Raw genomic sequence first — 22294 nt, 5'->3', positions numbered from 1 at the left:
CACGTGAACGCTGCGCGGATGGCTGGTCCGGCGTCCGGATCCTGTGTTGGATCGCTCGCATGCCCCTGCCTCCCATCCCCGTGCGCGTCTCGACGCCCGACGTGCTGCAGCCCGGGTGCGGGCCGATCCGCTCGGCCACGTACCTCCCCGCGGAGACCGGGACGGTCCTGTGGGGTCGGCTGCCCTGCGCAGACGACGCCCCGGTGCTCACCGTCGACCCGGGGACGGAGGTGACCGTCGACACCGTCTCCCACGAGGGCATCCTGGAGGACCAGGGACGGGACCCGGAGCGGTTCTTCGCGGCGTACGGCGTGAGCGAGGTGCTCGAGGACGCGGTGGCCCTGGCGGCGAGCGACCTCCCCCGCACTCCCGGGGTGGACGGACCGCACGTGGTCTCCGGCCCGATCGCGGTGCGTGGTGCCGAGGTCGGCGACCTGCTGGCGATCACCGTGACCGAGACCGTGCCCCGGGTCCCCTACGGGGTGATCTCGAACCGGCACGGCCGCGGGGCCCTGCCGGGGACCTTCCCGCTCGACGGGGTCCCGGTGCACAGCGAGTTCTGCGAGGTCGTCGACGGCCTGGGGGTGCTGGGCCCGGCCCGGTTCCCGCTCGCCCCGTTCCTGGGGATCATGGGCGTCGCGGTGCCCGGCTCGCAGCGCCCGCACAGCGTCCCGCCCGGCGCCCACGGCGGCAACCTGGACATCCGGCTCCTGACCGCCGGCAGCACCCTCTTCCTGCCCGTCCAGGTCCCGGGGGCGCTGGCGTACGTCGGCGACCCGCACTTCGCCCAGGGCGACGGCGAGGTCAGTCTCACCGCGTTCGAGGCCAGCCTGCGTGTCAGCCTCACCCTCGACGTGGTCGCCCGCGAGCAGGCGGTCGAGATGTTCGGCGAGCTGGTCGGCCCGCTCGCCGCCACCCAGGAGTGGCTCGTGCCCACGGGGCTCGACGAGGACCTCGACGTCGCCGTGCAGCAGTGCGTCCGGGCCGCCCTGTCCATCCTCCAGGCGCGCTACGGGATGTCGGCGCCCCAGGCGTACGCCTACCTGAGCGCGGCCACTGACTTCCGCATCTCCCAGGTGGTAGACGTGGTCAAGGGCGTCCACGCGACGGTCCGCCGGTCCGACTTCGGCGACCGGGGGCCCCTGATCTGACCTGATCTGACCCAGCCAGGGACGGGAGCGGCGATGAGCAGCTCGGAGCCCGTCGCGTCCCGCCCGGACCGGTCACCGCAGGCCGCACACACCTGGCTGATGCTGAGCCTGACCTTCTCCACCGGGATCAGCGACGGGGTCGCCTACTTCGGGCTGGGTGGGACCTTCACCGGCAACATGACCGGGAACGTGCTGCTGCTCGGCATCGGCCTGGCGCCCGGGACCGCCCTCGCCGTGCTGGGTCCGTCGCTGGCCGTGGCCGGCTTCACCGTCGGAGCGGCGCTGGCCGGCCGAGCACTGCGCGACGAGGTCGGGGCCTGGCCTCGACGCACCACGTGGTTGCTCGCCGCGGTGGCCGGGACGTTGCTGGTGCTCGGAGCCGTCGTGGTGACGCTGGACCCGGTCCCGCGGCCGGCGCAGGTGAGCGCGACCACCGTGGCGGCCACCGCGATGGGGATGCAGGCGGCGGTCGCGCGGCGGGTCGCGGTCAAGGACGTCAACACCGTCGTGGTGACCAGCACCCTCACGGCGCTGGCCTCCCAGCCGTTGTCCGGTGCCGACCACACGGCGGGCGCGTTGCGGCGGTTCCTGGCGGTGGTACTGCTGCTGGTCGGCGCCCTGCTGGGCGCTTGGACCGTGCTTGCTCGTCCCGGGCTCGGGTTCGTGCTCGCCGGGCTCGTGGTGGCGTTCGTGACGGCGGCCGGCGAACGGCGTACTCACCGCGGCTGAGGTGGTCCCGACGGCTCCGGGACCCGCGGACGCGACGAGGGCCGGAGGCGTGTTGCCCCCGGCCCTCGCCGTCTCCTGCGGTGCGGCTACGACGCCGCGCGGGTCACTGCACCCGGATCCGCATGGAGGTGCCGTCCTGCTTGAGCACCCGGATCTTCACCCCCACGCCCGCGACCTTCACGCCGGTCCGCGGCTGACCCGCGTCCGCGAAGGGCTGGTAGTACCGCAGCGGGTCGGAGTCGTCGAACAGCGGGTTGGCTGCTGCTCCCCGCACGTAGCTCCGGCGACCGCCGGCGGTGAGGTAGAACGAGTCCGAGCGCTCCAGCCCGAACGGGGCGTCGTACGTCTGGATCCGTCCGCGCCACGCCTGACCCTGCAGGTTGTAGTGCACCTGCGGGTTGGCGTCCACCGGCAGGACCAGGCCCTCACCGGGGTGCTCGCTGGTGTTGTTGTTCCTGTACGAGGCGTCCCAGTAGTTGACGAGCAGGCCGTTCTGGTAGGGGAACTTCTCCACGAAGTCCGGCCGGTCCGGGAAGCTGAAGTTGTACGGACCGGTCTGGAGGTACTTGTCGTAGGAGACGTACGCCCGGTTGCTCGCCAGGTAGAACCGGTCGGTCGCCGCGGTGATGGTGTTGCCCACCGAGGTGAACCCGTCCAGCGTCCACCCGTTGGGCGAGGACTCCGCGCCGTCGGCGAAGAGAGTCTGGCCGCCCGCGGTCACCTGGATGTCGTCGACGAAGATGCCCGACCACGGCAGCCCCGGGTCCTGACCCTGTGCCCCGCCGTCGGTGAGGTAGCGGGCCCGGAAGCCGATCGTCTGACCGGCGTACGGCGTGAGGTCGTAGCTGACCGGCACGTAGCCGGCGCTCACCCCGTCGATCCCGATCTCGTCGGCGTCCGCGTCGGGGTCCGCGTCGAGCGACGCGGTCGGCAGCTGCGTCCAGGTGCCGCTGCCGGCAGGTGACTCCACCTCGAAGTAGGCGTAGTCGTAGTCCTCCTCGATGTTGAACTGCGTCTTGAAGGTCAACGTCGCGCCGCCCGCGGGCACCGCCAGGTCGGCCCGGGACATCGAGGACTCGAAGTTGTCGCCCTGGCCGCTCCACCACTGCTGGGTGCCCTGGGGCGAGATCGGCAGCTGGGTGACGGTCTGCTTGTCGGGGAGCACCACGGCGACGCCCTGGGCCTTGTTCGAGTTGTACTCGTGCGGCCCGAGGTCGATGGTCCGGTTCTGGCCGGCCACCACGGTCTCGTAGTCGAGCCAGCCGAGCTGCAGCTTGTCCCAGACACCGAGGTCGGCGGCGCGGGTGCCGATGCCCTGGTCGCCGGGTGCGGAGACCCGGCTCTGAGCCATCAGGGTCCACCAGTTCACCGGGTTGTCGCCGGAGGCGGCGGTGTCGTAGTGGTCCGGAAGGCCCAGGTCGTGGCCGTACTCGTGGGCGACGACCGAGATGCCGCCGTTCTCCGGCTGGATGGTGTAGTCGGCCACCCAGATCCCGGTGTTGCCGATCTGCGTCCCGCCGTCCAGGTTGCCCTCGGGGCCGAAGACGCCGTCACCGTTCTGGAACGCCTTCCACCGGTGGCTCCAGATGGCGTCCTCACCGTAGATCGGGTCGCCGTCGGCCTGGTCGCCGCCGGCGTGCAGGATCTGGAACCGGTCGATGTAGCCGTCCGGCTCGTCGAAGTTGCCGTCGCCGTCGTAGTCGTAGCGGTCGCGGATGTCGTACTGCGCCACCGTCCGACGGATCTGGGCGTCGGTCCTGCCGGCCGCCTTCTGGTCCGCGACCCACTGGGTCAGTCCGTCGGCGACCAGGTTCCAGGTGTTGCTGCAGACGTTTCCGCCGCACGGAAAGCCGTTGCTGCGCCCGTAGCGCGCCTGGTTGTAGGGCACGACCGTGTAGTCGGTGACCATGCCCTCGACCGTGTAGCGCCCCGAGGACTGACGCTCGTAGTAGGTCTTGAGCGACTCCACGCCCTCGCCCTCACCGAAGTAGAGGTCCTTGAAGTACTTCTTCGTGTACTTCTTCCGCCACTGGGTGGAGTTGTCGTCGGGTCCCGGCTGCGGGATCTCGTTGAACAGCGGCCCGTCGAAGCGCGCCGGTCCCTCCGTGCCGGGCGCGGTGTCCCGGTCGGGGTAGTCGGGGTGCCGCTGGTTGCCGAACTCCACCAGGAAGACGAAGACCTTGTCGGTGCGCTCGTTGGAGAGCTCGACGTACTGGTCCTGGGTCTCGGCCGCGGTCACTCCGCGGGCATTGACCTGGGCAGCTGCCGCGGGCTCCTGGCCCACCTTCAGCACCGAGCTGCCGTTGATCGTGCGGGGAGTCGCCTCCCCGCTCAGCACGTCGGCCCAGGCCTGCTGGCGCAGGCCTTCCTGCTTCTCCGCCTTCGGGTTGGGCAGCACGTGATCGGGGTTGGCCGCGCGGGGTTCGCCCGCGTTGCCGGAGGTTGCAGCCGGTGGGGCCGCAGCCGACGGGAGGGCGAGGATGCCCACCCCCGCCATCAGAGCCAGGCTCAGCCCGGCAGTCGTGGTTCGCACGAGGATCGTTCCTTCCGAGAGACAGGGACGGACCCCGAGCGAGCCGACTCCCCTGTGCTCCAGGACACTAGGGCTCAGCGGCGTCCCTGCACAGACCCAAGTCGAGGCAAATCCCTCCGCGGTCCCGCGACGAACCGACGGCGATCTCGGGACCTTCGACCATGGAGGATCCGCGGCCTGTCGGGCACGCTGCGGGAATGGAGCCACCACGTCTTCCCCCCGACGCCGTCGCGGTCGCCGTCGACGGATCGGACGGTGCCGCCCGGGCGACCGCCTGGGCCGTCGAGCACGCCCGGACCGCTCGCCTGCCCCTGGTCCTGGTGCACGCGGCGCCGGCGGCCGACGCCTACGGGGGTGCGGTCTGGACGGAACGCCCGGAAGCCGGTCACGTGCTCTCCCGCGAGGACGAGGCAGCCCTGGGGGCGGAGGCGACGCAGGTGCTCGACGCCGCCGAGTCGGCCGTGCGGAGCGCGGACGGGGAGCTGCCCGTCGTCCGGGCGCCCATGCTGGGGGACCCCCGCGTCGCACTGCTCGACGTCGCGCGGCACGTGGGACTCGTGGTCCTGGGTTCGCGGGGACGGGGTCCGGTGCGGAGTCTGCTGCTGGGATCGGTGAGCGCCTCCGTGGCGCGGCACGCTGCGTGCCCCGTCGCCGTCGTGCGGGACCACGACGCAGATCCCACGGTCCGCCGGGTGGTCGTCGGGGTCGACGGGAGCGAGGGATCCCGGCAGACCCTCCGCTATGCCTACGGCTTCGCCTCCCTGCGCCGAGCGCCTCTGCTGGTGGTCCACTGCTACTGGGACGTCGTGGCGGCGGTCAACCGGTCCCTCGACCGGTCGATCAGCGACGAGGAGGTCGCGGACCTCGGGGTCGTGGTGGCGGAGCTCGTCGCCGGGCTGGCCGAGGACTTCCCCGACGTCGACGCACACGTCATCCTCCGCCAAGGGCTCGTCGACACGGTGCTCACGAACGAGGCCATGCCCGGCGACGTCATCGTCGTCGGACACCGCACCCACCGCTCACCCCAGCAGTTCCTGTACGGCTCGGTCGCCATCGCGGTGCTCGAGCGCGCGGAGTCCACCGTGCTGGTGGTGCCCCTGGACACCGCCCCCTCCTGACGAGGACGGGAACCTCTGCCCACACTCGGGGACCACGTGAAGCGCGACATCGCAACCCTCACGGAAGGCATCCGCCATGACCGAGAGCCCACGCACGCACAGCGGCGGAGCGCCCGACCCCGACGACGCGTCGAAGCCCGACTCCCCCACCGACCTGAAGAAGCCCTCCTGGCTCTACGTGGCGCGCAAGACCATGCGCGAGTTCTCCGACGACCAGTGCACGGATCTCGCCGCCGCACTCACCTACTACGGGGTCCTGGCCCTGTTCCCCGCCGCGATCGCGCTGCTGTCCCTGGTGGGGCTCCTCGGTCAGGGCAAGAAGACCGTCGACACCCTGATGCAGATCCTGACCGACGTCGGCGCGTCCTCGGTGGCCGACACCCTCGAGGGTCCGCTGACCGAGCTGAGCAACACCCCCGGCGTCGGGGTGGCGTTCCTGATCGGACTCGCCACCGCGTTGTGGTCGGCGTCCGGGTACGTCGGTGCGTTCGGCCGCGCCATGAACCGCATCTACGAGATCAGGGAGGGCCGTCCCTTCTGGAAGCTCCGGCCCACGATGCTCCTCCTGACCCTCATCGTCATCCTCCTGACCGCGGTGGTCGCCCTCGCCCTGGTCCTCACCGGCCCAGCGGCCTCGGCGGTGGGCAACGCCATCGGGGTCGGGTCGTGGGCGATCACCGTGTGGAACATCGCGAAGTGGCCGGTCATGCTGGCCTTCGTCGTCCTCATCGTCGCCCTGCTCTACTACGCCACCCCGAACGTGAAACAACCCAAGTTCAAGTGGATGAGCATGGGTGCCTTCATCGCCATCGTGGTGTGGGTCGTGGCCTCCGTCGCGTTCGGCTTCTACGTGGCCAACTTCGCCAGCTACAACAAGACGTACGGATCCCTCGCCGGCGTCATCATCTTCCTGCTCTGGCTCTGGCTCACCAATCTCTCACTGCTCTTCGGAGCCGAGTTCGACGCCGAGGTCGAACGAGGTCGGCAGCTCCAGGCCGGCATCGCGGCTGAGGAGAACCTGCAGCTCCCGCCACGCGACACCCGCAACATAGAGAAGGCCGAGGAGAAGGAGGCCGGCGACGTGCAACGCGGACGAGACCTGCGCCGTGCGCGCGGCGAGGAGGACCGAGACAGCCCGTGACCGCTCTCTCGGATGCGGACCCGGCCAGAACCACCCACGGCCGTCGGTATGTCGAGACTCGTCCCGGTGAAGCACGGCGATCACCCGCGAACATGACGAAGGCCCGAACCCACGTCCGTGAGTTCGGGCCTTGCAGATGTCCTGAGACATCACATCGGTCGGGCTGACAGGATTTGAACCTGCGACCCCTTGACCCCCAGTCAAGTGCGCTACCAAGCTGCGCTACAGCCCGATGGTCTTCGCGGGGAAGACCGGAGTGAACACTACCCCAGGCATCTGCCCCTCGTCGCATCGGCCTCCCGCCCAGGGCGCCAGAGGCCGAAGGTCCGCGCCCGGCCACCCGGACGCGCGCGACGGAATAGCCCCTCCGGGTCATCTGCGGCCGTTCCGCAGAACCTGGGGACGGCGCCGCCCACCATGAGAGCGACCCGAAGCCCCGAGGAAACGCTCATGCCCCCGAACACCGTGCCCAGTCGCGTGCCCGCCCGCGTGCCGAGCCACCGAGCCGCGCGACGGCACCGCCCCCTGCGTCTCCTGGCCGGAGCGGCAGGCGTCGCCCTGGCCGTGAGCGTCGTAGCCCTGGGGGCTCTCACGGTGCGCTCGGTCACTGCCACCGAGGCAGCGCACGCCGCGTACGCCGACGACGCACCTGCCCCCCGCGCGCCGGTCCTCGGCACTCCTGCGCCCAGCGCTTCGCACGACCCGGCGGAGGCCGCGCCGGTGCTCGACGTGCTCGACGCGCTTCCGCCGGCAACCGACGGGCCGGTCCTGTCGGCGCCCCAGGACTCGTCAGCTCACGACGGGTTGGGCCCGTCCCGCGCCGGGAGCCGCCTCGTCCCGGTGACGGCGCCCGTCGCCGACCGGGCGACCGCGCGGCTGCTCGACCGTCGGGTGGCGGCACGCCGACGGGCCCTGGCCACGCTCGAGCGCCAGGCCGCCGCCTGGTCCCGCGTGCTCGCGGACCGGTCCGCCACGCTCACCGAGCTCGGGTACTCCGGCGACCCGTCCGCGGTCTCCGTGGTGCTGCCGCTCGCGTCCTACCGCCTCTCCGCGTCGTTCGGCGCCGCCGGCGACCTGTGGGCGCGCGACCACACGGGTCAGGACTTCGGCGCCGCCTCCGGCACGCCCCTGCACGCCGTGGCAGAGGCCGAGGTGCTCTCGGTCGGCGACGCCGGGGCATACGGGCTGCGAACCGTCTTCGGGCTGCCCGACGGCACCCAGATCTGGTACTGCCACCAGCTCACCGCGCTGGTGGCGCCCGGAGAGACCGTCGAGGTCGCCGAGACCGTCGGCCTGGTCGGCTCCACCGGCAACTCGACGGGCCCGCACCTCCACCTGGAGGTCCGGAATCCCGCCGGGGTGCCGGTCGACCCGAGCGACTGGCTGGCCGCCCACGGCGTCACGCCCTGAGCGGCCGGCCAGACCTCAGCGCTTGCGCTTCTCGCGGGGGCGCTGCTGCAGCACGATCGGCGTACCGACGAAGCCGAACTCCTCGCGCAGCCGGCGCTCGATGAAGCGCTCGTAGGAGGCGTCGAGCTTGCCGCTGGTGAAAAGGACGAACGTCGGCGGCGCGGTGCCCGCCTGCGTGCCGAAGAGGATCTTCGGCTGCTTGCCGCTGCGCACGGGGTGCGGCTGCTCGGCGACCAGGCGGCCCAGGAAGTTGTTGAGGGCACCGGTGCCGATCCGGGTCTCCCAGCCCTCCAGCGCCTTGTCCAGGGCCGGCACGAGGCGGTCCACGTGCCATCCGGTGCGCGCGGTGATGTTGATCCGCGGCGCCCAGCGCACCTGCACCAGGTCGCGCTCGATCTCCCGCTCCAGGTAGTAACGGCGCTCCTCGTCGACCAGGTCCCACTTGTTGAAGGCGATGACGAGCGCACGGCCGGCCTCGCGGATGGTCTGGATGATCCGCATGTCCTGCTCGGAGATCGACTGCCCACCGTCGACGACCAGCACGGCGACCTCGGCACGGTCGATCGCGTTGTTGGTCCGCAGGGAGGCGTAGTACTCGTGGCCCGAAGCGGTCTTGACCCGCTTGCGGATGCCGGCGGTGTCGATGAACCGCCAGGCGCGGCCACCCAGCTCGATCAGCTCGTCCACGGGGTCCACGGTCGTGCCGGCGACGTTGTCGACCACCACCCGGTCCTCACCGGCGAGCCGGTTGAGCAGACTGGACTTGCCGACGTTCGGACGGCCGACGATGGCGATCCGGCGGGGTCCGCCGACCTCGTCGAACCGCTCGGGGGGCGGCTCGGGCAGCGCAGCCAGGATCGCGTCGAGCATGTCGCCGCTCCCCCGGCCGTGCAGCGCAGAGACCGCGAACGGCTCGCCCAGGCCCAGGTTCCACAGGCCGTACGCCTCGGCCTCGGTCCGCTGGTCGTCGACCTTGTTGGCGGCCAGGACGACCGGCTTGCCGGACTTGCGCAGCACCTTGACGACGGCCTCGTCGGCGTCGGTGATGCCCACCGTCGCGTCGACGACGAACAGCACCGCGTCGGCCAGGGTGACGGCCACCTCGGCCTGTCCGGCGATCTGCTCGGCCAGGCCCCGGGCGTCAGGGTCCCAGCCGCCGGTGTCGACGACGGTGAAGGAGCGGCCGTTCCAGTTCGCGTCGTAGGAGACCCGGTCCCGGGTCACCCCCGGGCGGTCCTCCACGACCGCCTCGCGGCGGCCGATGATCCGGTTGACCAGCGTCGACTTCCCGACGTTGGGCCGGCCGACGACGGCCAGGATCGGCACGGGTCCCAGGGAGGCCGAGGCCTCGGACGTCTCGGTCATGGTGTTCCTCGCTTCACGAACCCGGTGTCCGGGTCCTTCTCGGTCTGCCCGGCCGGGAGTGGTCCCGGCAGGTCGCGCCCCGTCAGGGCGCGGGCACGGTCCAGCTCGCGGCGCATGTGCTGAAGCAGCAACGCCGAGGCGTGGAGCACTTGTTCCTTCGTCCTCGGCCAGGGCTGCTGGTCAACCTGCCAGCTCTCACCGTGCACAAGGTCGATCCTGGCACCCCGGGGTGGGACGGAGTCAGACGACCCCCCTGGCAGGCGGGTGCCGAAGAAGGTCACCGGCACCACCGGGGCGCCGGTGACCAGCGCCAGGTACGCCGCGCCGTGGTGGAACCGGCGCAGGTCGCCCGGTCCGCGCTTGCCCTCGGGGAAGATCCCCAGCGTCCCGCCGTCGCGCAGCACGCGCAGCGACTGCCGGACGGCAGACATGTCGGTGCGGAACCGGTCCAGGGGGATCTGGCCGGCGCGGCACAACAGCTTCCCCGCAGCGCCGTGGAACATCTCGGTCTTGGTCAGCGCGTGCACAGGCCGCGGCGCGAGCGCCGCCAGCAACGGGCCGTCGAGCCAGCCGATGTGGTTGGCGGCCAGGATCACCGGGCCGTCGGACGGCACCTGGGGTGCGCCGGAGATCCGCACGTCGTACCAGGCGGAGACCAGGCGCCGGGCGACCGGACGCCCGAGGGCCAGCAGCCGGGTCGGAGGATGCCGCTCGCTGCTGGGGGGCAGCTCGGCGGAGGTCATCGCGGGTTCCCCACCGCCTGGGCGAGCGCGACCACCTGGTCCACGACCTCCGCCAGCGTGTAACCGGTGGTGTCGAGCTGCACCGCCCCGTCGGCCTGCACCAGCGGGGCGGTCTTGCGGGTCGAGTCGATCGCGTCCCGCGCGAGCAGGGAGGCCTCGGTGGCGGCCACGTCGGAGCCGCCCTCCTCGAGGGCCCGCCGGGCGGCCCGGGCCGCCGGGTCGGCGGTCAGGAAGACCTTCACGTCCGCGTCGGGGGCGACCACGGAGCCGATGTCGCGGCCCTCGACGACGATGCCTCCCTCGCCGATCACCTGCCGCTGCAGCTCCAGCAGCCGGGCCCGCACCTCGGGCACCGCGCTGACCGGGCTGACGGCGGCGTTGACCTCGTCGCTGCGGATCGCCACCGAGACGTCGACCCCGTCCACCGTGATGGAGGGGGCTGCCGGGTCGGTCCCGGAGACCACCTGCGGCTCCCCCGCGCTCACCGCCACCGCACCCGCGTCGTGGACGTCGACCCCGTGGTCGAGCATCCACCAGGTGATCGCACGGAACATCGCGCCGGTGTCCAGGTAGCGCAGGCCCAGCTGGGAGGCCACCCCGCGCGAGGTGCTCGACTTCCCCGATCCGGAGGGCCCGTCGATCGCGATGACGAGGCCGGGGACGGGTGCGTGCGACGTGCTCACCGCGGAGATGCTCCTTGCTGGGGACGGATGGTGCTGACCCCGCAGCCTACCGGTGGGTGACCCAGCCCCGGGATTCCAGAGACTCACGCAGCTGGGCCTCGCGCCGCTCCTCCACCACCAGCTCGACCAGACCGCCGGCCCGACCCGGGTCGTGGTCGATCCGCACGTCCTCGATGTTGACCCCGCTCTCGCCTGCGTCGGCGAAGAGCCGCGCCAGCACGCCCGGGGTGTCGGAGACCGCCACGAAGCACGACGTGACCGGGACCGCCGGCCCTCCGTGCTTGCCCGGGATGGCCCGGGTGCCCTCGACGCCGCGGGTCAGCACCGCACGCAACGTCTCCCGCTCCCCCGCCCGGACGGCGTCCAGGAGCGCGTCCAGCTGCTCGCGGACCTCGCCCAGGACCTCGAGCACCGCCTCGGAGTTGGCCGAGACGATCTGCTCCCACAACCGGGGGTCGCTGGCCGCGATCCGGGTCACGTCGCGGACCCCCTGGCCCGACAGCGCCAGGTCGCGACCCGGGGCGTCGCGCAGGCGGCCCGCCACCAGGACGGCCGCCAGGTGCGGCAGGTGGGAGGTGCGGGCCACGGCCCGGTCGTGCTCCTCCGGGCCCAGCTCGACGACCACCGCGCCGCACACCTGGGCCAGGTCGGCGACCAGGTCCACCGCTGCCGGGTCACTGCCCGGATGCCGCACCACGGCCCAGGGTCGCCCGTCGAACAGGGTGGCGGTGGCGGCCAGGGGGCCCGAGCGCTCGCTGCCGGCCATGGGGTGACTGCCGACGTACCGCGCGGACGTCGCAGGGTCGACGCGCGCGCGCACCTCGGCCAGGGGACGTGACTTGATGCTGCCCACGTCGGTCACCACGGCATCGGTGCGGCTCAGCGCCTCGGCGATGGTCTCGCCGAGCAGGTCCGGCGGCACGGCGACCACGACCAGCTGTGGCCGGTCCTCGGGGCGCCGCGGGCGTCCGGCGCCCAGGCCCGAGGCCGTGCGCAGGTTCACCACGGAGGTGTCGGAGAGCAGCACCTCGAGCCCCGCCCGGCGACAGGCCAGGGCGATGGACGTCCCGAGCAGGCCGGCACCGACCACCTCGACCGGACCGGACAGGGTCACCGGGTCTCGCCGCCCGGGACCTCGCGCACCTTGGCCAGGTCGCGGCGCAGCGCCGCGGCCCCGTGCAGGTAGATGTGGGTGACGTCGGCTCGTGCCAGGTCGGTCTCCACGTGCGCCATCAGCCGCACCACGCGGGGCAGCGAGCCGGCGATCTCCAGCTCCCGGGCGCACATGAGCGGCACGTCGGAGAAGCCGAGCTGACGGGCGGCGTACGCCGGGAACTCCGCGACCAGGTCGCTGGTCGCGGTGAAGAGGATCGAGATGAAGTCGTCGACGTCCAGCGCGTTGGCGGCCATCACCTCCTGGACCATCTCGGCCACCCGGGCACGCATGTGCTCCGGGGTGTCCTCGTCCAGCTGGGTGGCTCCGCGCACGGCACGCACGCTCACGTCACACTCTCCTCGTCCAGGGATCCGGGCGCCGTCAGCCTAGTTCGACGCATCCCTACAGCTGCACACGGTCCAGCAACGTCCCGAGCTCCGTGCGGGTCAGCTCCCGCATCTCCCCCACCGGCAGCCTGCCCAGCTCGACCGGACCGAACCGGGTCCGGGTGAGCCGACGCACCGGGTGGCCCACGTGGTCGAGCAACCGGCGGACGATCCGGTTGCGGCCCTCGTGGATCACCAGCTCGACGATGGAGCGCCCCTGGGCGGCTCCGCGGCCCGTCTCCACGACCTTGACCCGGCTCACCTGCACGGGTCCGTCCTCGAGCTCCACGCCTTCGCGCAGCTGGCGCAGGGTGGCCCGGGACACCTCGCCGTCGACCTCCGCGACGTAGGTCTTCTCCACCTCGTAGGAGGGGTGGGCCATCCGGTGCGCGAAGTCGCCGTCGTTGGTCAGCAGCAGCAGTCCCGAGGTGTCGGTGTCCAGACGGCCGACGTGGAAGAGGCGCTCGGGCCGGTCCGCGACCACGTCGCCGAGGTTCCGACGGCCCTCCGGGTCGGACATCGTCGAGACCACGCCCCGGGGCTTGTTGAGCACCAGGTAGACGTGGGCCGACTGCGGCGGCAGGCGCACGCCGTCGACCCGGATCACCGCGGTCTTCGGGTCGACCTTCGTGCCGAGGCGGCTGACGACCTCCCCGTCCACCTCGACGAGCCCGGCCAGCATCAGCTCCTCGCACTTGCGCCGCGACGCGACGCCGGACTGGGCGAGCAGCTTCTGCAGCCGCACCAGCCCGTCCTCGTCCGGGACGCCGCCCGGCAGCTCCTCGTGCTCGCTCATCCGATCTCCGTCCCGGCATCAGGCTCGGTCCCCGCGCCGCTGTGCGGGGAGTGGTGTGCCGCCTCGGCGGCGGTGGTCTCGGTGCTCTCCTGCACCTCGGCAGCCTGTGGCTCGGACGGGAGCGCCGACTGACCCGCCGCGGCCGCCAGCTCGTCGTCGAAGTCGTCCATGTCCGGCAGGTACGGCGCCAGCTCGGGCAGGTCGTCCAGGCTGGTGACGCCGATCCGCTCCAGGAAGTAGCTGGTGGTCCCGTAGAGATGAGCGCCGGTCGTCTCGTCCCGGCCGGCCTCCTCGACCAGGCCGCGGGAGAGCAGCGTCCGCATCACCCCGTCGACGTTGACGCCCCGGATGGCCGAGACCCGGGCCCGGGAGATCGGCTGCTTGTACGCCACCACCGCCAGCGTCTCCAGCGCCGCCTGGGTCAGCCGGGCCTGCTGTCCCTCGAGCACGAAGGCCTCGACCACGAAGGCGTACTCCTCGCGGGTGTAGAACCGCCATCCCCCGGCCACGTGCCGCAGCTCGAAGCCCCGCCCCTGCTCGGTGTACTCCGCGGCGAGCGCGTGCAGCGCGGCGTCCACCTCCTCCACGGGGTGCCCGACCGCGGTGGCCAGGGTCATCCGGTCCAGCGGCTGGTCGGCGACCATCAGCACCGCCTCCAGCGCCGGGCGCAGGGAGACCAGGGGGACGGCGAGCGTCTCCTGCTGGTCGGGCTGCTGGGCGGCGCCGGCCCCCTCCGGGGGGACCTGTCCGTCCTCTGGGTGGGTCATGCGTCCTCTTCCGACTTGTCTGCCGCGTCTGCCGCGCTCGTGTGTGCCTCCGCGCCGCCGACCTCAGTCTCCTCCGGCTGCGGAGCGCCGTCGAACTCGTCGACCGTGACCACGTCCACCTCATCCTCTCCCCCGGTCCACCGGACCGTGAGCTCGCCCAGGGGGCTCACCTGGTCGAACGCCACGGCGCCCTCCCGGAAGAGCTCGAGCAGCGACAGGAACCGGGCGACGGTGGTGAGGGTGTCGGGCGAGTCGCGGCACAGCGCCCGGAACGTCATCGTCTGGTGCTGGCGCAGCCGGCCTGCCACCAGTCGCGCCTGCTCACGGACGCTGACCTTCGCCGCGTGGATGTGCTCCAGCGAGACCTCCGGCACCACCTTGGGCTCGAGGGCACGCGCGGCGAGCGCGGCGAACTGGTCCAGGCCGATGCCGATCAGCACCTCCGGCAGCAGGGTGGCGAACCGCTCCTCCATCCCGACGGCTCGGGCGTGCCGCAGGCCCTCGGCCGTCAGCCGGCGCTCCAGGACCGAGGCCACCTGCTTGAACGCCCGGTACTGCAGCAACCGGGCGAAGAGCAGGTCGCGGGCCTCCAGCAGCGCCAGGTCCTCCTCGTCCTCCACGTCGCCCTGCGGGAGCAGCCGCGCGGCCTTCAGGTCGAGCAGGGTGGAGGCGACCAGCAGGAACGACGTGGTCTGCTCCAGGTCCCAGACCGGCCCGCCCGCCTTGACGAAGGCGATGAACTCGTCGGTGACCTGGGAGAGCGAGACCTCGGTGACGTCGAGCTTGTGCTTGGCGATCAGCGAGAGCAGCAGGTCGAAGGGACCCTCGAAGTTGTCCAGCCGGACCGCGAACGCGGGAGCCTCCTGGCCCGGCTCGGAGCCCGCGTACGACGGCGGGGTCGTCACTGCTCGGACAACCTCCGGACCAGGGCGCTGTCCTCGCCGTGGGCCTCCAGGTCGGCGAGCACCATCGCGACGGCTTCGCGGACGATCCGGCCACGGTCGACGGCCATCCCGTGGTGCCGCCGCAGGGTGAGCCGGGCGTGCTCGAGGTCGAGGAGCTCGTCGGAGGTGACGTAGACCGTCATCTTCTCGTCGTGCCGCACCCGACCGCTCGGACGCCGCGGTGCCGGGGTCTTGCGCGCAGGCGGACGGGCGGCCTCCTCGGCCGGGGGGCGGGGAGCCGACTCGTCGGGGCCGGCGACCGTGCTCTTCGCGGTGGGGCGGAAGAGCTCGTCGGCGGCCGGCAGGCTCACCCGTCGAGCCACCGGGCCAGCACCTCCTTGGCGAGCGTCCGGTAGGAGTCGGCACCGGCCGAGCTCGACGCGTAGCTGGTGATGGGCTCCCCCGCGACGGTCGAGTCGGAGAACTTCACCGTGCGGCGGATCACCGTGTGGAAGACCTTGTCGCCCCAGGCCTGCACCAGGCGCTGCATGACCTCACGGCTGTGCAGGGTGCGGCCGTCGAACATGGTGCCGAGCACGCCGTCGATCTCGAGCTTGGGGTTGAGCCGCTCGCGGACCTTGTCGATCGTGGTCTTGAGCAGGGCGACGCCGCGCAGCGCGAAGTACTCGCACTCCAGCGGCACGATCACCCCGTCGGAGGCGGTGAGGGCGTTGACGGTCAGCAGGCCGAGCGAGGGCTGGCAGTCGATCAGGATGACGTCGTAGTGCTCGAGAGCCGGCGCGAGCACCCGCTGGAGCGTCTGCTCGCGGGCGACCTCGTGCACCAGCTGCACCTCGGCGGCGGAGAGGTCGATGTTGGAGGGCAGCAGGTCCATCCCGGGCACGCCGGAGGCGACGACCACCTCGTCGAGGGTGACGTCGCGCTGCATCAGGAGGTTGTAGACCGTCAGGTCCATCTCGTGCGGGTTGAGCCCGAGACCCACCGACAGGGAGCCCTGGGGGTCGAAGTCCACGAGCAGGACCCGGCGGCCGAACTCGGCCAGCGAGGCCCCGAGGTTGATGGCGGTGGTGGTCTTGCCGACCCCACCCTTCTGGTTGCACATCGAGATGACCCGGGCGGGGCCGTGCTGGGTCACCGGCTGCGGCTCCGGGAAGACCGGCACGGGCCGGCCGGTCGGGCCGAGGACCTGCTCGGAGAGGCCGGCGCCCTCCGAGGCGGGGAACGGGATCGGTTCGCTCACAGAGGTCTCGTCTCCGGGGAAGTGGGGCAGGGAAGGCTGGGTGGTCAGGCGTGGGGGCATCGGGCCGGGAGTGCTGGTGGTGGGCCCCGGAAGGGAACCTTCTGTGCTCATCCGCCGCTCCTGCCTGTGTATCGACCGTCCGTCGGTCGACGAGCCGGGTGTCGACCTGTTCGTCGGCCCGTTTGTCGACTCGGCGACATCTCGATGCTGCGCGCGACCCTAGTCCCCGCCGTTCCCGGGTCACAAGGCGACTCCCCAACTCCCCAGGGCCGCACCCGGATCTGTGCACCCGACCGCGCCTGCCTGCACAGCCTGCGCGCGCCTGTGCACATGCCTGTGGAGAACCCGGTCATCCGCCGAGCCTGCGCATCGCGACGGTCTGGAGGACCAGCTCGCCCGCCTCGTCGGTGGCGTCGCAGTCGAGCACCGCCTCGATCACCCAGTCGTGGTGACCCTCGGGGTCGGCGAGCGTCTGGGTGACGCGGCGTAGCCGCGCCACCGTCTCCTCGGGTGCTCCGACCGGCTCCCCGACCTCCTCCTCGCCCACCTCGACGTACGACGGCCCGCGGGCGTCCGCGTCGATGCCGACCACGTCGTGCTCGGCGTAGTACTCCTCGAGCGCCGCGTCCCAGGCGGAGCGGGTCATCACCACCTCGCGCGGCGGGTCGATCCGGTCGGCGGCTTGACGCTCGGCGCGCACCAGCGCGTCGAGCTCGTCCCTGGCCACCCAGCGGACCTTGGCGAACATGGCGTTGCGGACCATCACCCGCAGCGCCTTGTCCTGCTTGCTCAGCGGTCGCGGGTGGGTCGGCGGTTCGTGGTGGGCGACCTGGCTCGGCACGTGGTTCGGGTCGTTGAGGGCCTCCCACTCGTCCAGCAGCGAGGAGTCGGTCTGGCGCACCGTCTCCCCCAGCCACTCCACCAGCTCCTCCAGCTCGGGGGTGCGGTGCGCCTCGGGCACCGTCTGGCGCAGTGCCCGGTAGGCGTCGGTGAGGTAGCGCAGCACCAGGCCCTCCGAGCGGGCCAGCTGGTAGCGGCTGACGAAGTCGGTGAACCCCATCCCCTGCTCGTACATGTCGCGGAGCACCGACTTCGGGGAGAGGCCGTCCTCGGGGAGCCACGGGTGGCTCTGGCGGTAGAGCTCGTAGGTGGCCTCCAGCAGCTCGGCCAGCGGCTGGGGCCAGGTGATCTGCTCGAGCCGCTCCATCCGCTCGTCGTACTCGAGGCCGTCGGCCTTCATCTCCGCGATCGCCTCGCCCCGGGCCACGTGCTGCTGGGCGAAGAGCACCTGCCGGGGTGCCTCCAGCACCGCCTCGACCACCGAGACCACGTCCAGCGTGTACGTCGGCGCCTCCGGGTCGAGGACGTCCAGCGCGGCCAGCGCGAAGTGCGAGAGCGGCTGGTTGAGCGCGAAGTCCTCGGGCAGGTCGACGGTCAGCACGTAGCGCCGCCCGAACCCGTCGAGCTCGTCGAGCCGGGTCAGCACCCCGGTGCGCACCAGGCTGCGGGCCAGCCGCAGCGCCCGGCGGGAGAGCCGCAACTGGCTGCGCCGGTCCTCGTGGTTGTCCTGCATGAGGCGCCGCATCACCGGGAAGGCGTCCTCCTCGCGGGCCACCACGTTGAGCAGCATCGCGTTGTCGACCTTCATCCGCGAGGCGAGCGGCTCGGGACGGGAGGCGACGAGCTTCTCGAACGTCTGCTCCGTCCACACCACCGAGCCCTCGGGCGGCTTGCGCAGCTGCGCCTTGCTGCGCCGCTTGGCCCGCTTCTCCTCGCTCATCGCGGCGTTCTTCGCCTCGGCCTTGGCCTTGGCCCGCTCGTTCTCGATGACGTGCTCGGGCGCCTGCACGACGACGTAGCCCTGGGTGTCGAACCCGGCCCGGCCGGCGCGCCCGGCGATCTGCAGGAACTCGCGGCTGCGCAGGATCCGCTGCTTGCGGCCGTCGAACTTGGCCAGCGCGGTGAACAGCACCGTCCGGATCGGCACGTTGATCCCCACACCCAGGGTGTCGGTGCCGCAGATCACCCGGAGCAGCCCTGCCTGGGCGAGCTGCTCGACGAGCCGGCGGTACTTCGGCAGCATCCCGGCGTGGTGCACGCCGATGCCCTGGCGCAGCAGCTGGGCCAGCGTCTTGCCGAAGCCGGCACCGAAGCGGAAGCCGGCCAGCCGCTCGCGCAGCTCCTCGGCCCGGTCCGTCTTCTTCAGCTGCTTGACCACCTGGGTGGCGTGCTCCACCGCTGCCGCCTGGGTGAAGTGGACGACGTAGACCGGCGTCTGGTGGGTGTCCACCAGCTCCTGCAGCGTCTCGTCCAGCGGGGTCAGCGCCCAGCTGAAGCTCAGCGGCACCGGCCGCTCCGCGTCGTCGACCACCGCGGTCTCGCGCCCGGTCCGGCGCGACAGGTCCTCGGCGATCGGGGTGACGTCGCCCAGGGTCGCCGACATCAGCAGGAACTGGGCGCGCGGCAGCTCCAGCAGCGGCACCTGCCAGGCCCAGCCCCGGTCGTGCTCGCCGTAGTAGTGGAACTCGTCCATCACCACGAGCCCGACATCGGCGCTCGCGCCCTCGCGCAGCGCGATGTTGGCCAGCACCTCCGCGGTGCAGCAGATCACCGGGGCATCCGGGTTGACGGCGCCGTCACCGGTGAGCATGCCGACGTTGTCGGCGCCGAGCACCTCGCAGAGCGCGAAGAACTTCTCGCTCACCAGCGCCTTGATCGGGGCGGTGTAGAAGGAGACCCGGTCCTCGGAGAGGGCCGCCAGGTGCGCGGCCAGCGCCACCAGCGACTTCCCCGAGCCGGTGGGGGTGGCGAGCACGACGTTGCTCCCCGAGAACAGCTCCAGCACCGCCTCCTCCTGGTGCGGGTAGAGCGGCGTCCCGCCGCGCTCCGCCCAGGCCGTGAAGGCGTCGTACAGCTCGTCGGGGTTCTGCGGGTGCTCCCACCAGGCGCCGGCCATCATGCCCTCGCCCGCGGGTGTGCGGTCGCGAAGACCTCGCGCAGGTTGTCGACCGTGACCAGGGTGTAGATCTGGGTGGTGGTCACCGAGGCGTGCCCGAGCAGCTCCTGGACCACGCGGACGTCGGCGCCGCCATCGAGCAGGTGGGTCGCGAACGAGTGCCGCAGGGTGTGCGGCGAGACGTCCTGGGTGACCCCGGCCCGCTCGGCGGCCTTGACCAGCACGGCCCAGGCGCTCTGCCGGGAGAGCCGGCCGCCGCGGGAGTTGAGGAAGAGCGCGCCGCCCGGTCCCGGGGAGGAGCCCTCGCTCAGGGTGGGACGCCCCCGGGTCAGGTACGCCGAGACCGCCTCCAGCGCGTACGAGCCGACCGGCACCAGGCGCTCCTTGCTGCCCTTGCCGCGCAGCAGCACGGTGCCCTCGACCCGGTCGACGTCGTCGACGTCGAGGCCGACCGCCTCGGAGATCCGGGCCCCGGTGCCGTAGAGCAGCTCCAGCAGCGCGCGGTCCCGCAGGGCCAGCGGGGTGCCGGCGGCCCCGGCGGCGTCCAGCAGCGACTCGACGGCCGAGAGCGGCAGCGCCTTGGGCAGCCGCTTGGTGGGGGTCGGCGGGCGGACCGCGGAGGCTGGGTCCGAGGAGGCCAGCCCGTCACGCACCGCGAACTTGTGGAACCCGCGGACTGCGACGACCGTCCGGGCTGCCGAGGTGGCACTGAGCGGGGGGTGGTCCTGGTCCCCCTCGCGGAGCCGGACCAGGAAAGAGGCCACCGTCTCGTGCGTGATCTGGTCGAGCCGCTCGATGCCCTCGTGGCCGAGGAACTCGGCGTACCGCCGCAGGTCGCGCCGGTACGACGAGAGGGTGTTGGCGGCCAGGCCGCGCTCGACCCCGAGGTGGTCCAGGTAGCTGCGGATGGCGGGGGTCAGGTCACCGGAGCCCATCGTCCACCGACCCGTGGAGCTCGGGGCGACGGACCTGGTAGGCCAGCACCGCCTGCACGAGCGGCCCCTCGCGGACGCGACCGTCCAGCACGGCGGCCAGGAGGTCGTCGAACGGCACCCAGAAGGGCTCCATCTCCGCCTCCTCGTGCTCGAGCTCGAAGTCGCCCCGCGAGGCGTGCGAGAGCCCGCGGGCCAGGAAGATCTCGTGCACCTCGTCGGTGATGCCGGCCGAGGGGAAGGTGCTGAGCAGGTGCGTCCACTCGGTGGCCGCCAGCTCCGCCTCCTCGCGCAGCTCGCGCTTCGCGGTCTCGAGCGCGGGCTCCCCGTCGGCGTCGCGCAGCCCGGCCGGCAGCTCGACGAACTCGTGCCGGGCGGTGTGCCGGTACTGACGCAGGCAGAAGACCCGCTCCTGGTCGTCGACGGCCAGCACCACCACGGCGCCCGGGTGGTGCACCGCGAGCCGGGAGAAGGTCTCCTCCGGATGCCCGGGACGGGTGACCACGTCCTCGGTGACCACCACGACCCAGTTGTCGCGGTGCACCTCCCGGCTGGACAGCACGGGCCAGGTCAGTGGCCGGTCCGCGAGCTCTTCGCTCACGCGCCCTGCATCTCGTCGTCCGCCAGAGGGATGAGGAGCTCCTTCTGGCGGGTCAGTGCGGCACCCACCAGGCCGGCGAAGAGCGGGTGCGGCCGGGTCGGCCGCGACTTCAGCTCGGGGTGGGCCTGGGTGGCCACGTAGTACGGGTGCACCTCCCGCGGCAGCTCCACGAACTCGACCAGGTCCAGGTCCGGGTTCGTGCCCGAGACCACCAGGCCCGCCTTCTCCAGCTTCGCGCGGTAGGCGTTGTTGACCTCGTAGCGGTGACGGTGCCGCTCCTCGACCCGGGTCTGCCCGTAGGCCTCCGCGACCACGGAGCCGGGCACGAGCTCGGCCGGGTAGGAACCCAGGCGCATGGTGCCGCCCAGGTCGCCGGCGCCCTCGACGAAGGACTTCTGCTCCTCCATCGTGGCGACCACCGGCTCCGGGGAGTCCGGGTCGAACTCGGTGGAGTCCGCGCGGGTCAGGCCGGCCTCGTTGCGGGCGTACTCGATCACCATCGACTGCAGGCCCAGGCACAGGCCCAGCGTCGGGATCCGGTGGGTGCGGGCGTAGGTCAGGGCGCCGAGCTTGCCCTCGAGGCCGCGGATGCCGAAGCCGCCCGGCACGCAGACCGCGTCCACGTCGGCCAGGTGGCGCGCCGCACCGGCGGGGGTCTCGCACTCGTCGCTGGGGATCCAGCGCAGATTCACCTTCGCCTCGTGGGCGAAGCCGCCGGCGCGCAGCGCCTCGGCCACCGACAGGTAGGCGTCGGGCAGGTCGATGTACTTGCCGACCAGCGCGACCGTGACCTCCTCCTGGGGGTGGTGCACCCGGCGCAGCAGGTCGTCCCACAGGGTCCAGTCCACGTCCCGGAAGGGCAGGTCGAGGCGGCGCACCAGGTAGGCGTCCAGGCCCTCGCGGTGCAGCACCTTGGGGATGTCGTAGATCGAGGGCGCGTCGGCGCAGGTGATGACCGCCTCGTCCTCCACGTCGCACATCAGCGCGATCTTGCGCTTGATGCCCTCGGGCAGGTCCCGGTCGGCGCGGCAGACGATCGCGTCGGGCTGGATACCGATGGAGCGCAGCTCGGCGACGGAGTGCTGGGTCGGCTTGGTCTTCAGCTCGCCCGACGGGCCGATGTACGGCACCAGGGAGACGTGGATGAAGAAGCAGTTCTCGCGGCCGATCTCGTGCCGCACCTGCCGGGCCGCCTCCAGGAACGGCAGCGACTCGATGTCACCCACGGTGCCGCCGACCTCGGTGATCACCAGGTCGACGTCCGGGCCGCCCATGGCCAGGATCCGGTCCTTGATCTCGTTGGTGATGTGCGGGATCACCTGGACGGTGTCGCCCAGGTAGTCACCGCGGCGCTCCTTGGCGATCACGCTGGAGTAGACCTGTCCGGTGGTCACGTTGGCGATCGCCGACAGGTCGGTGTCGAGGAAGCGCTCGTAGTGGCCGATGTCGAGATCGGTCTCCGCGCCGTCCTGGGTGACGAACACCTCACCGTGCTGGAACGGGTTCATGGTGCCCGGGTCGACGTTGAGGTACGGGTCCAGCTTCTGCATGGTGACCCGTAGACCGCGAGACTTCAGCAGGCTCCCCAGGCTGGAGGCGGTGAGCCCCTTGCCGAGCGAGGAGACGACGCCTCCGGTGACGAATACGTGCTTGGTGGGCGTCGGGTTCTTCACGGGCTTCAA

Annotated in this window: 20 protein-coding genes and 1 tRNA gene; 5 read left to right on the top strand and 16 right to left on the bottom strand. The window is 72.0% G+C overall.

From position 1 onward, the window contains the following. Positions 1-59 precede the first annotated feature (59 nt). Both H8838_RS09430 and H8838_RS09425 read left to right on the top strand, forming a co-directional pair. Positions 60-1151, top strand: coding sequence for an acetamidase/formamidase family protein (locus tag H8838_RS09430; RefSeq protein WP_181310923.1), 1092 nt, complete (start codon positions 60-62; stop codon positions 1149-1151). A gap of 33 nt (positions 1152-1184) precedes the next feature. Further along, entirely contained in the window at positions 1185-1880 is a 696-nt protein-coding gene (locus H8838_RS09425; protein ID WP_185996226.1) for a YoaK family protein, read from the top strand. Positions 1881-1983: 103 nt separating this feature from the next. Here the strand turns inward: H8838_RS09425 and H8838_RS09420 are convergent, their stop codons facing one another. After that, the gene (locus tag H8838_RS09420; RefSeq protein ID WP_224766499.1) at positions 1984-4413 is read right to left on the bottom strand and encodes an immune inhibitor A domain-containing protein; all 2430 of its coding nucleotides are present in this window, start codon (positions 4411-4413) and stop codon (positions 1984-1986) included. 197 nt (positions 4414-4610) lie between these two features. On the opposite strand from H8838_RS09420, the gene H8838_RS09415 reads away from it, so the two are divergent. Both H8838_RS09415 and H8838_RS09410 read left to right on the top strand, forming a co-directional pair. Further along, entirely contained in the window at positions 4611-5531 is a 921-nt protein-coding gene (locus H8838_RS09415) for a universal stress protein (protein ID WP_185996227.1), read from the top strand. A 76-nt stretch (positions 5532-5607) separates the two neighbouring features. Next, positions 5608-6672 carry a YihY/virulence factor BrkB family protein gene (locus H8838_RS09410; RefSeq protein ID WP_185996228.1) on the top strand — a complete coding sequence of 355 codons (1065 nt, stop codon included), beginning with the start codon at positions 5608-5610 and terminating at the stop codon, positions 6670-6672. Between the two features lie 158 nt (positions 6673-6830). On the opposite strand, the gene H8838_RS09405 is transcribed toward H8838_RS09410, so the two are convergent. Beyond that, positions 6831-6904 (bottom strand) — tRNA-Pro (locus H8838_RS09405). 218 nt (positions 6905-7122) lie between these two features. Between H8838_RS09405 and H8838_RS09400 the strand changes: the two genes are divergently transcribed. Then, on the top strand, positions 7123-8082 hold the full coding sequence (locus H8838_RS09400) for a peptidoglycan DD-metalloendopeptidase family protein (RefSeq protein WP_185996229.1): 960 nt from the start codon (positions 7123-7125) through the stop codon (positions 8080-8082). Positions 8083-8097: 15 nt separating this feature from the next. On the opposite strand, the gene der is transcribed toward H8838_RS09400, so the two are convergent. The 14 genes from der to H8838_RS09330 form a co-directional block, all read right to left on the bottom strand. Beyond that, on the bottom strand, positions 8098-9447 hold the full coding sequence (der, locus tag H8838_RS09395) for a ribosome biogenesis GTPase Der (protein WP_181310914.1): 1350 nt from the start codon (positions 9445-9447) through the stop codon (positions 8098-8100). Beyond that, positions 9444-10190, bottom strand: coding sequence for a lysophospholipid acyltransferase family protein (locus tag H8838_RS09390; RefSeq protein ID WP_185996230.1), 747 nt, complete (start codon positions 10188-10190; stop codon positions 9444-9446). The genes der and H8838_RS09390 overlap by 4 nt, the downstream gene beginning before the upstream one ends. Beyond that, the gene (gene cmk, locus H8838_RS09385; RefSeq protein ID WP_185996231.1) at positions 10187-10873 is read right to left on the bottom strand and encodes a (d)CMP kinase; all 687 of its coding nucleotides are present in this window, start codon (positions 10871-10873) and stop codon (positions 10187-10189) included. Before cmk ends, H8838_RS09390 begins: the two co-directional genes overlap by 4 nt. Before the next feature lie 46 nt (positions 10874-10919). After that, positions 10920-11987, bottom strand: coding sequence for a prephenate dehydrogenase (locus tag H8838_RS09380; protein ID WP_185996232.1), 1068 nt, complete (start codon positions 11985-11987; stop codon positions 10920-10922). Then, entirely contained in the window at positions 11984-12376 is a 393-nt protein-coding gene (gene aroH, locus H8838_RS09375; RefSeq protein ID WP_185996233.1) for a chorismate mutase, read from the bottom strand. The genes H8838_RS09380 and aroH overlap by 4 nt, the downstream gene beginning before the upstream one ends. Positions 12377-12431: 55 nt before the next feature. Further along, positions 12432-13211 (bottom strand): pseudouridine synthase, encoded by a 780-nt coding sequence (locus H8838_RS09370; RefSeq protein ID WP_181310909.1) that lies wholly within the window; start codon positions 13209-13211, stop codon positions 12432-12434. Continuing rightward, positions 13208-13978 (bottom strand): SMC-Scp complex subunit ScpB, encoded by a 771-nt coding sequence (gene scpB, locus H8838_RS09365; RefSeq protein ID WP_185996234.1) that lies wholly within the window; start codon positions 13976-13978, stop codon positions 13208-13210. The genes H8838_RS09370 and scpB overlap by 4 nt, the downstream gene beginning before the upstream one ends. Beyond that, entirely contained in the window at positions 13975-14883 is a 909-nt protein-coding gene (locus tag H8838_RS09360) for a segregation and condensation protein A (RefSeq protein ID WP_185996235.1), read from the bottom strand. Before H8838_RS09360 ends, scpB begins: the two co-directional genes overlap by 4 nt. After that, positions 14880-15245: a hypothetical protein gene (locus tag H8838_RS09355; RefSeq protein ID WP_181310906.1), complete on the bottom strand. Its 366-nt coding sequence runs from the start codon at positions 15243-15245 to the stop codon at positions 14880-14882. Before H8838_RS09355 ends, H8838_RS09360 begins: the two co-directional genes overlap by 4 nt. Next, complete coding sequence (locus H8838_RS09350) at positions 15230-16123, bottom strand: ParA family protein (RefSeq protein WP_224766498.1); 894 nt, start codon at positions 16121-16123, stop codon at positions 15230-15232. Before H8838_RS09350 ends, H8838_RS09355 begins: the two co-directional genes overlap by 16 nt. 349 nt (positions 16124-16472) lie before the next feature. Next, positions 16473-19082: a DEAD/DEAH box helicase gene (locus H8838_RS09345; protein ID WP_185996237.1), complete on the bottom strand. Its 2610-nt coding sequence runs from the start codon at positions 19080-19082 to the stop codon at positions 16473-16475. Then, positions 19079-20014: a site-specific tyrosine recombinase XerD gene (xerD, locus tag H8838_RS09340; RefSeq protein WP_185996238.1), complete on the bottom strand. Its 936-nt coding sequence runs from the start codon at positions 20012-20014 to the stop codon at positions 19079-19081. Before xerD ends, H8838_RS09345 begins: the two co-directional genes overlap by 4 nt. Continuing rightward, positions 20001-20612, bottom strand: coding sequence for an NUDIX domain-containing protein (locus H8838_RS09335; protein ID WP_181310903.1), 612 nt, complete (start codon positions 20610-20612; stop codon positions 20001-20003). Before H8838_RS09335 ends, xerD begins: the two co-directional genes overlap by 14 nt. Continuing rightward, on the bottom strand, positions 20609-22285 hold the full coding sequence (locus tag H8838_RS09330; RefSeq protein WP_181310902.1) for a CTP synthase: 1677 nt from the start codon (positions 22283-22285) through the stop codon (positions 20609-20611). The genes H8838_RS09335 and H8838_RS09330 overlap by 4 nt, the downstream gene beginning before the upstream one ends. Positions 22286-22294: the final 9 nt, after the last annotated feature.

Source organism: Nocardioides campestrisoli, assembly GCF_013624435.2.
In the GTDB taxonomy this organism is placed as follows: Bacteria; Actinomycetota; Actinomycetes; order Propionibacteriales; family Nocardioidaceae; genus Nocardioides; species Nocardioides campestrisoli.
This window is presented reverse-complemented; position numbering and strand designations above follow the sequence as displayed.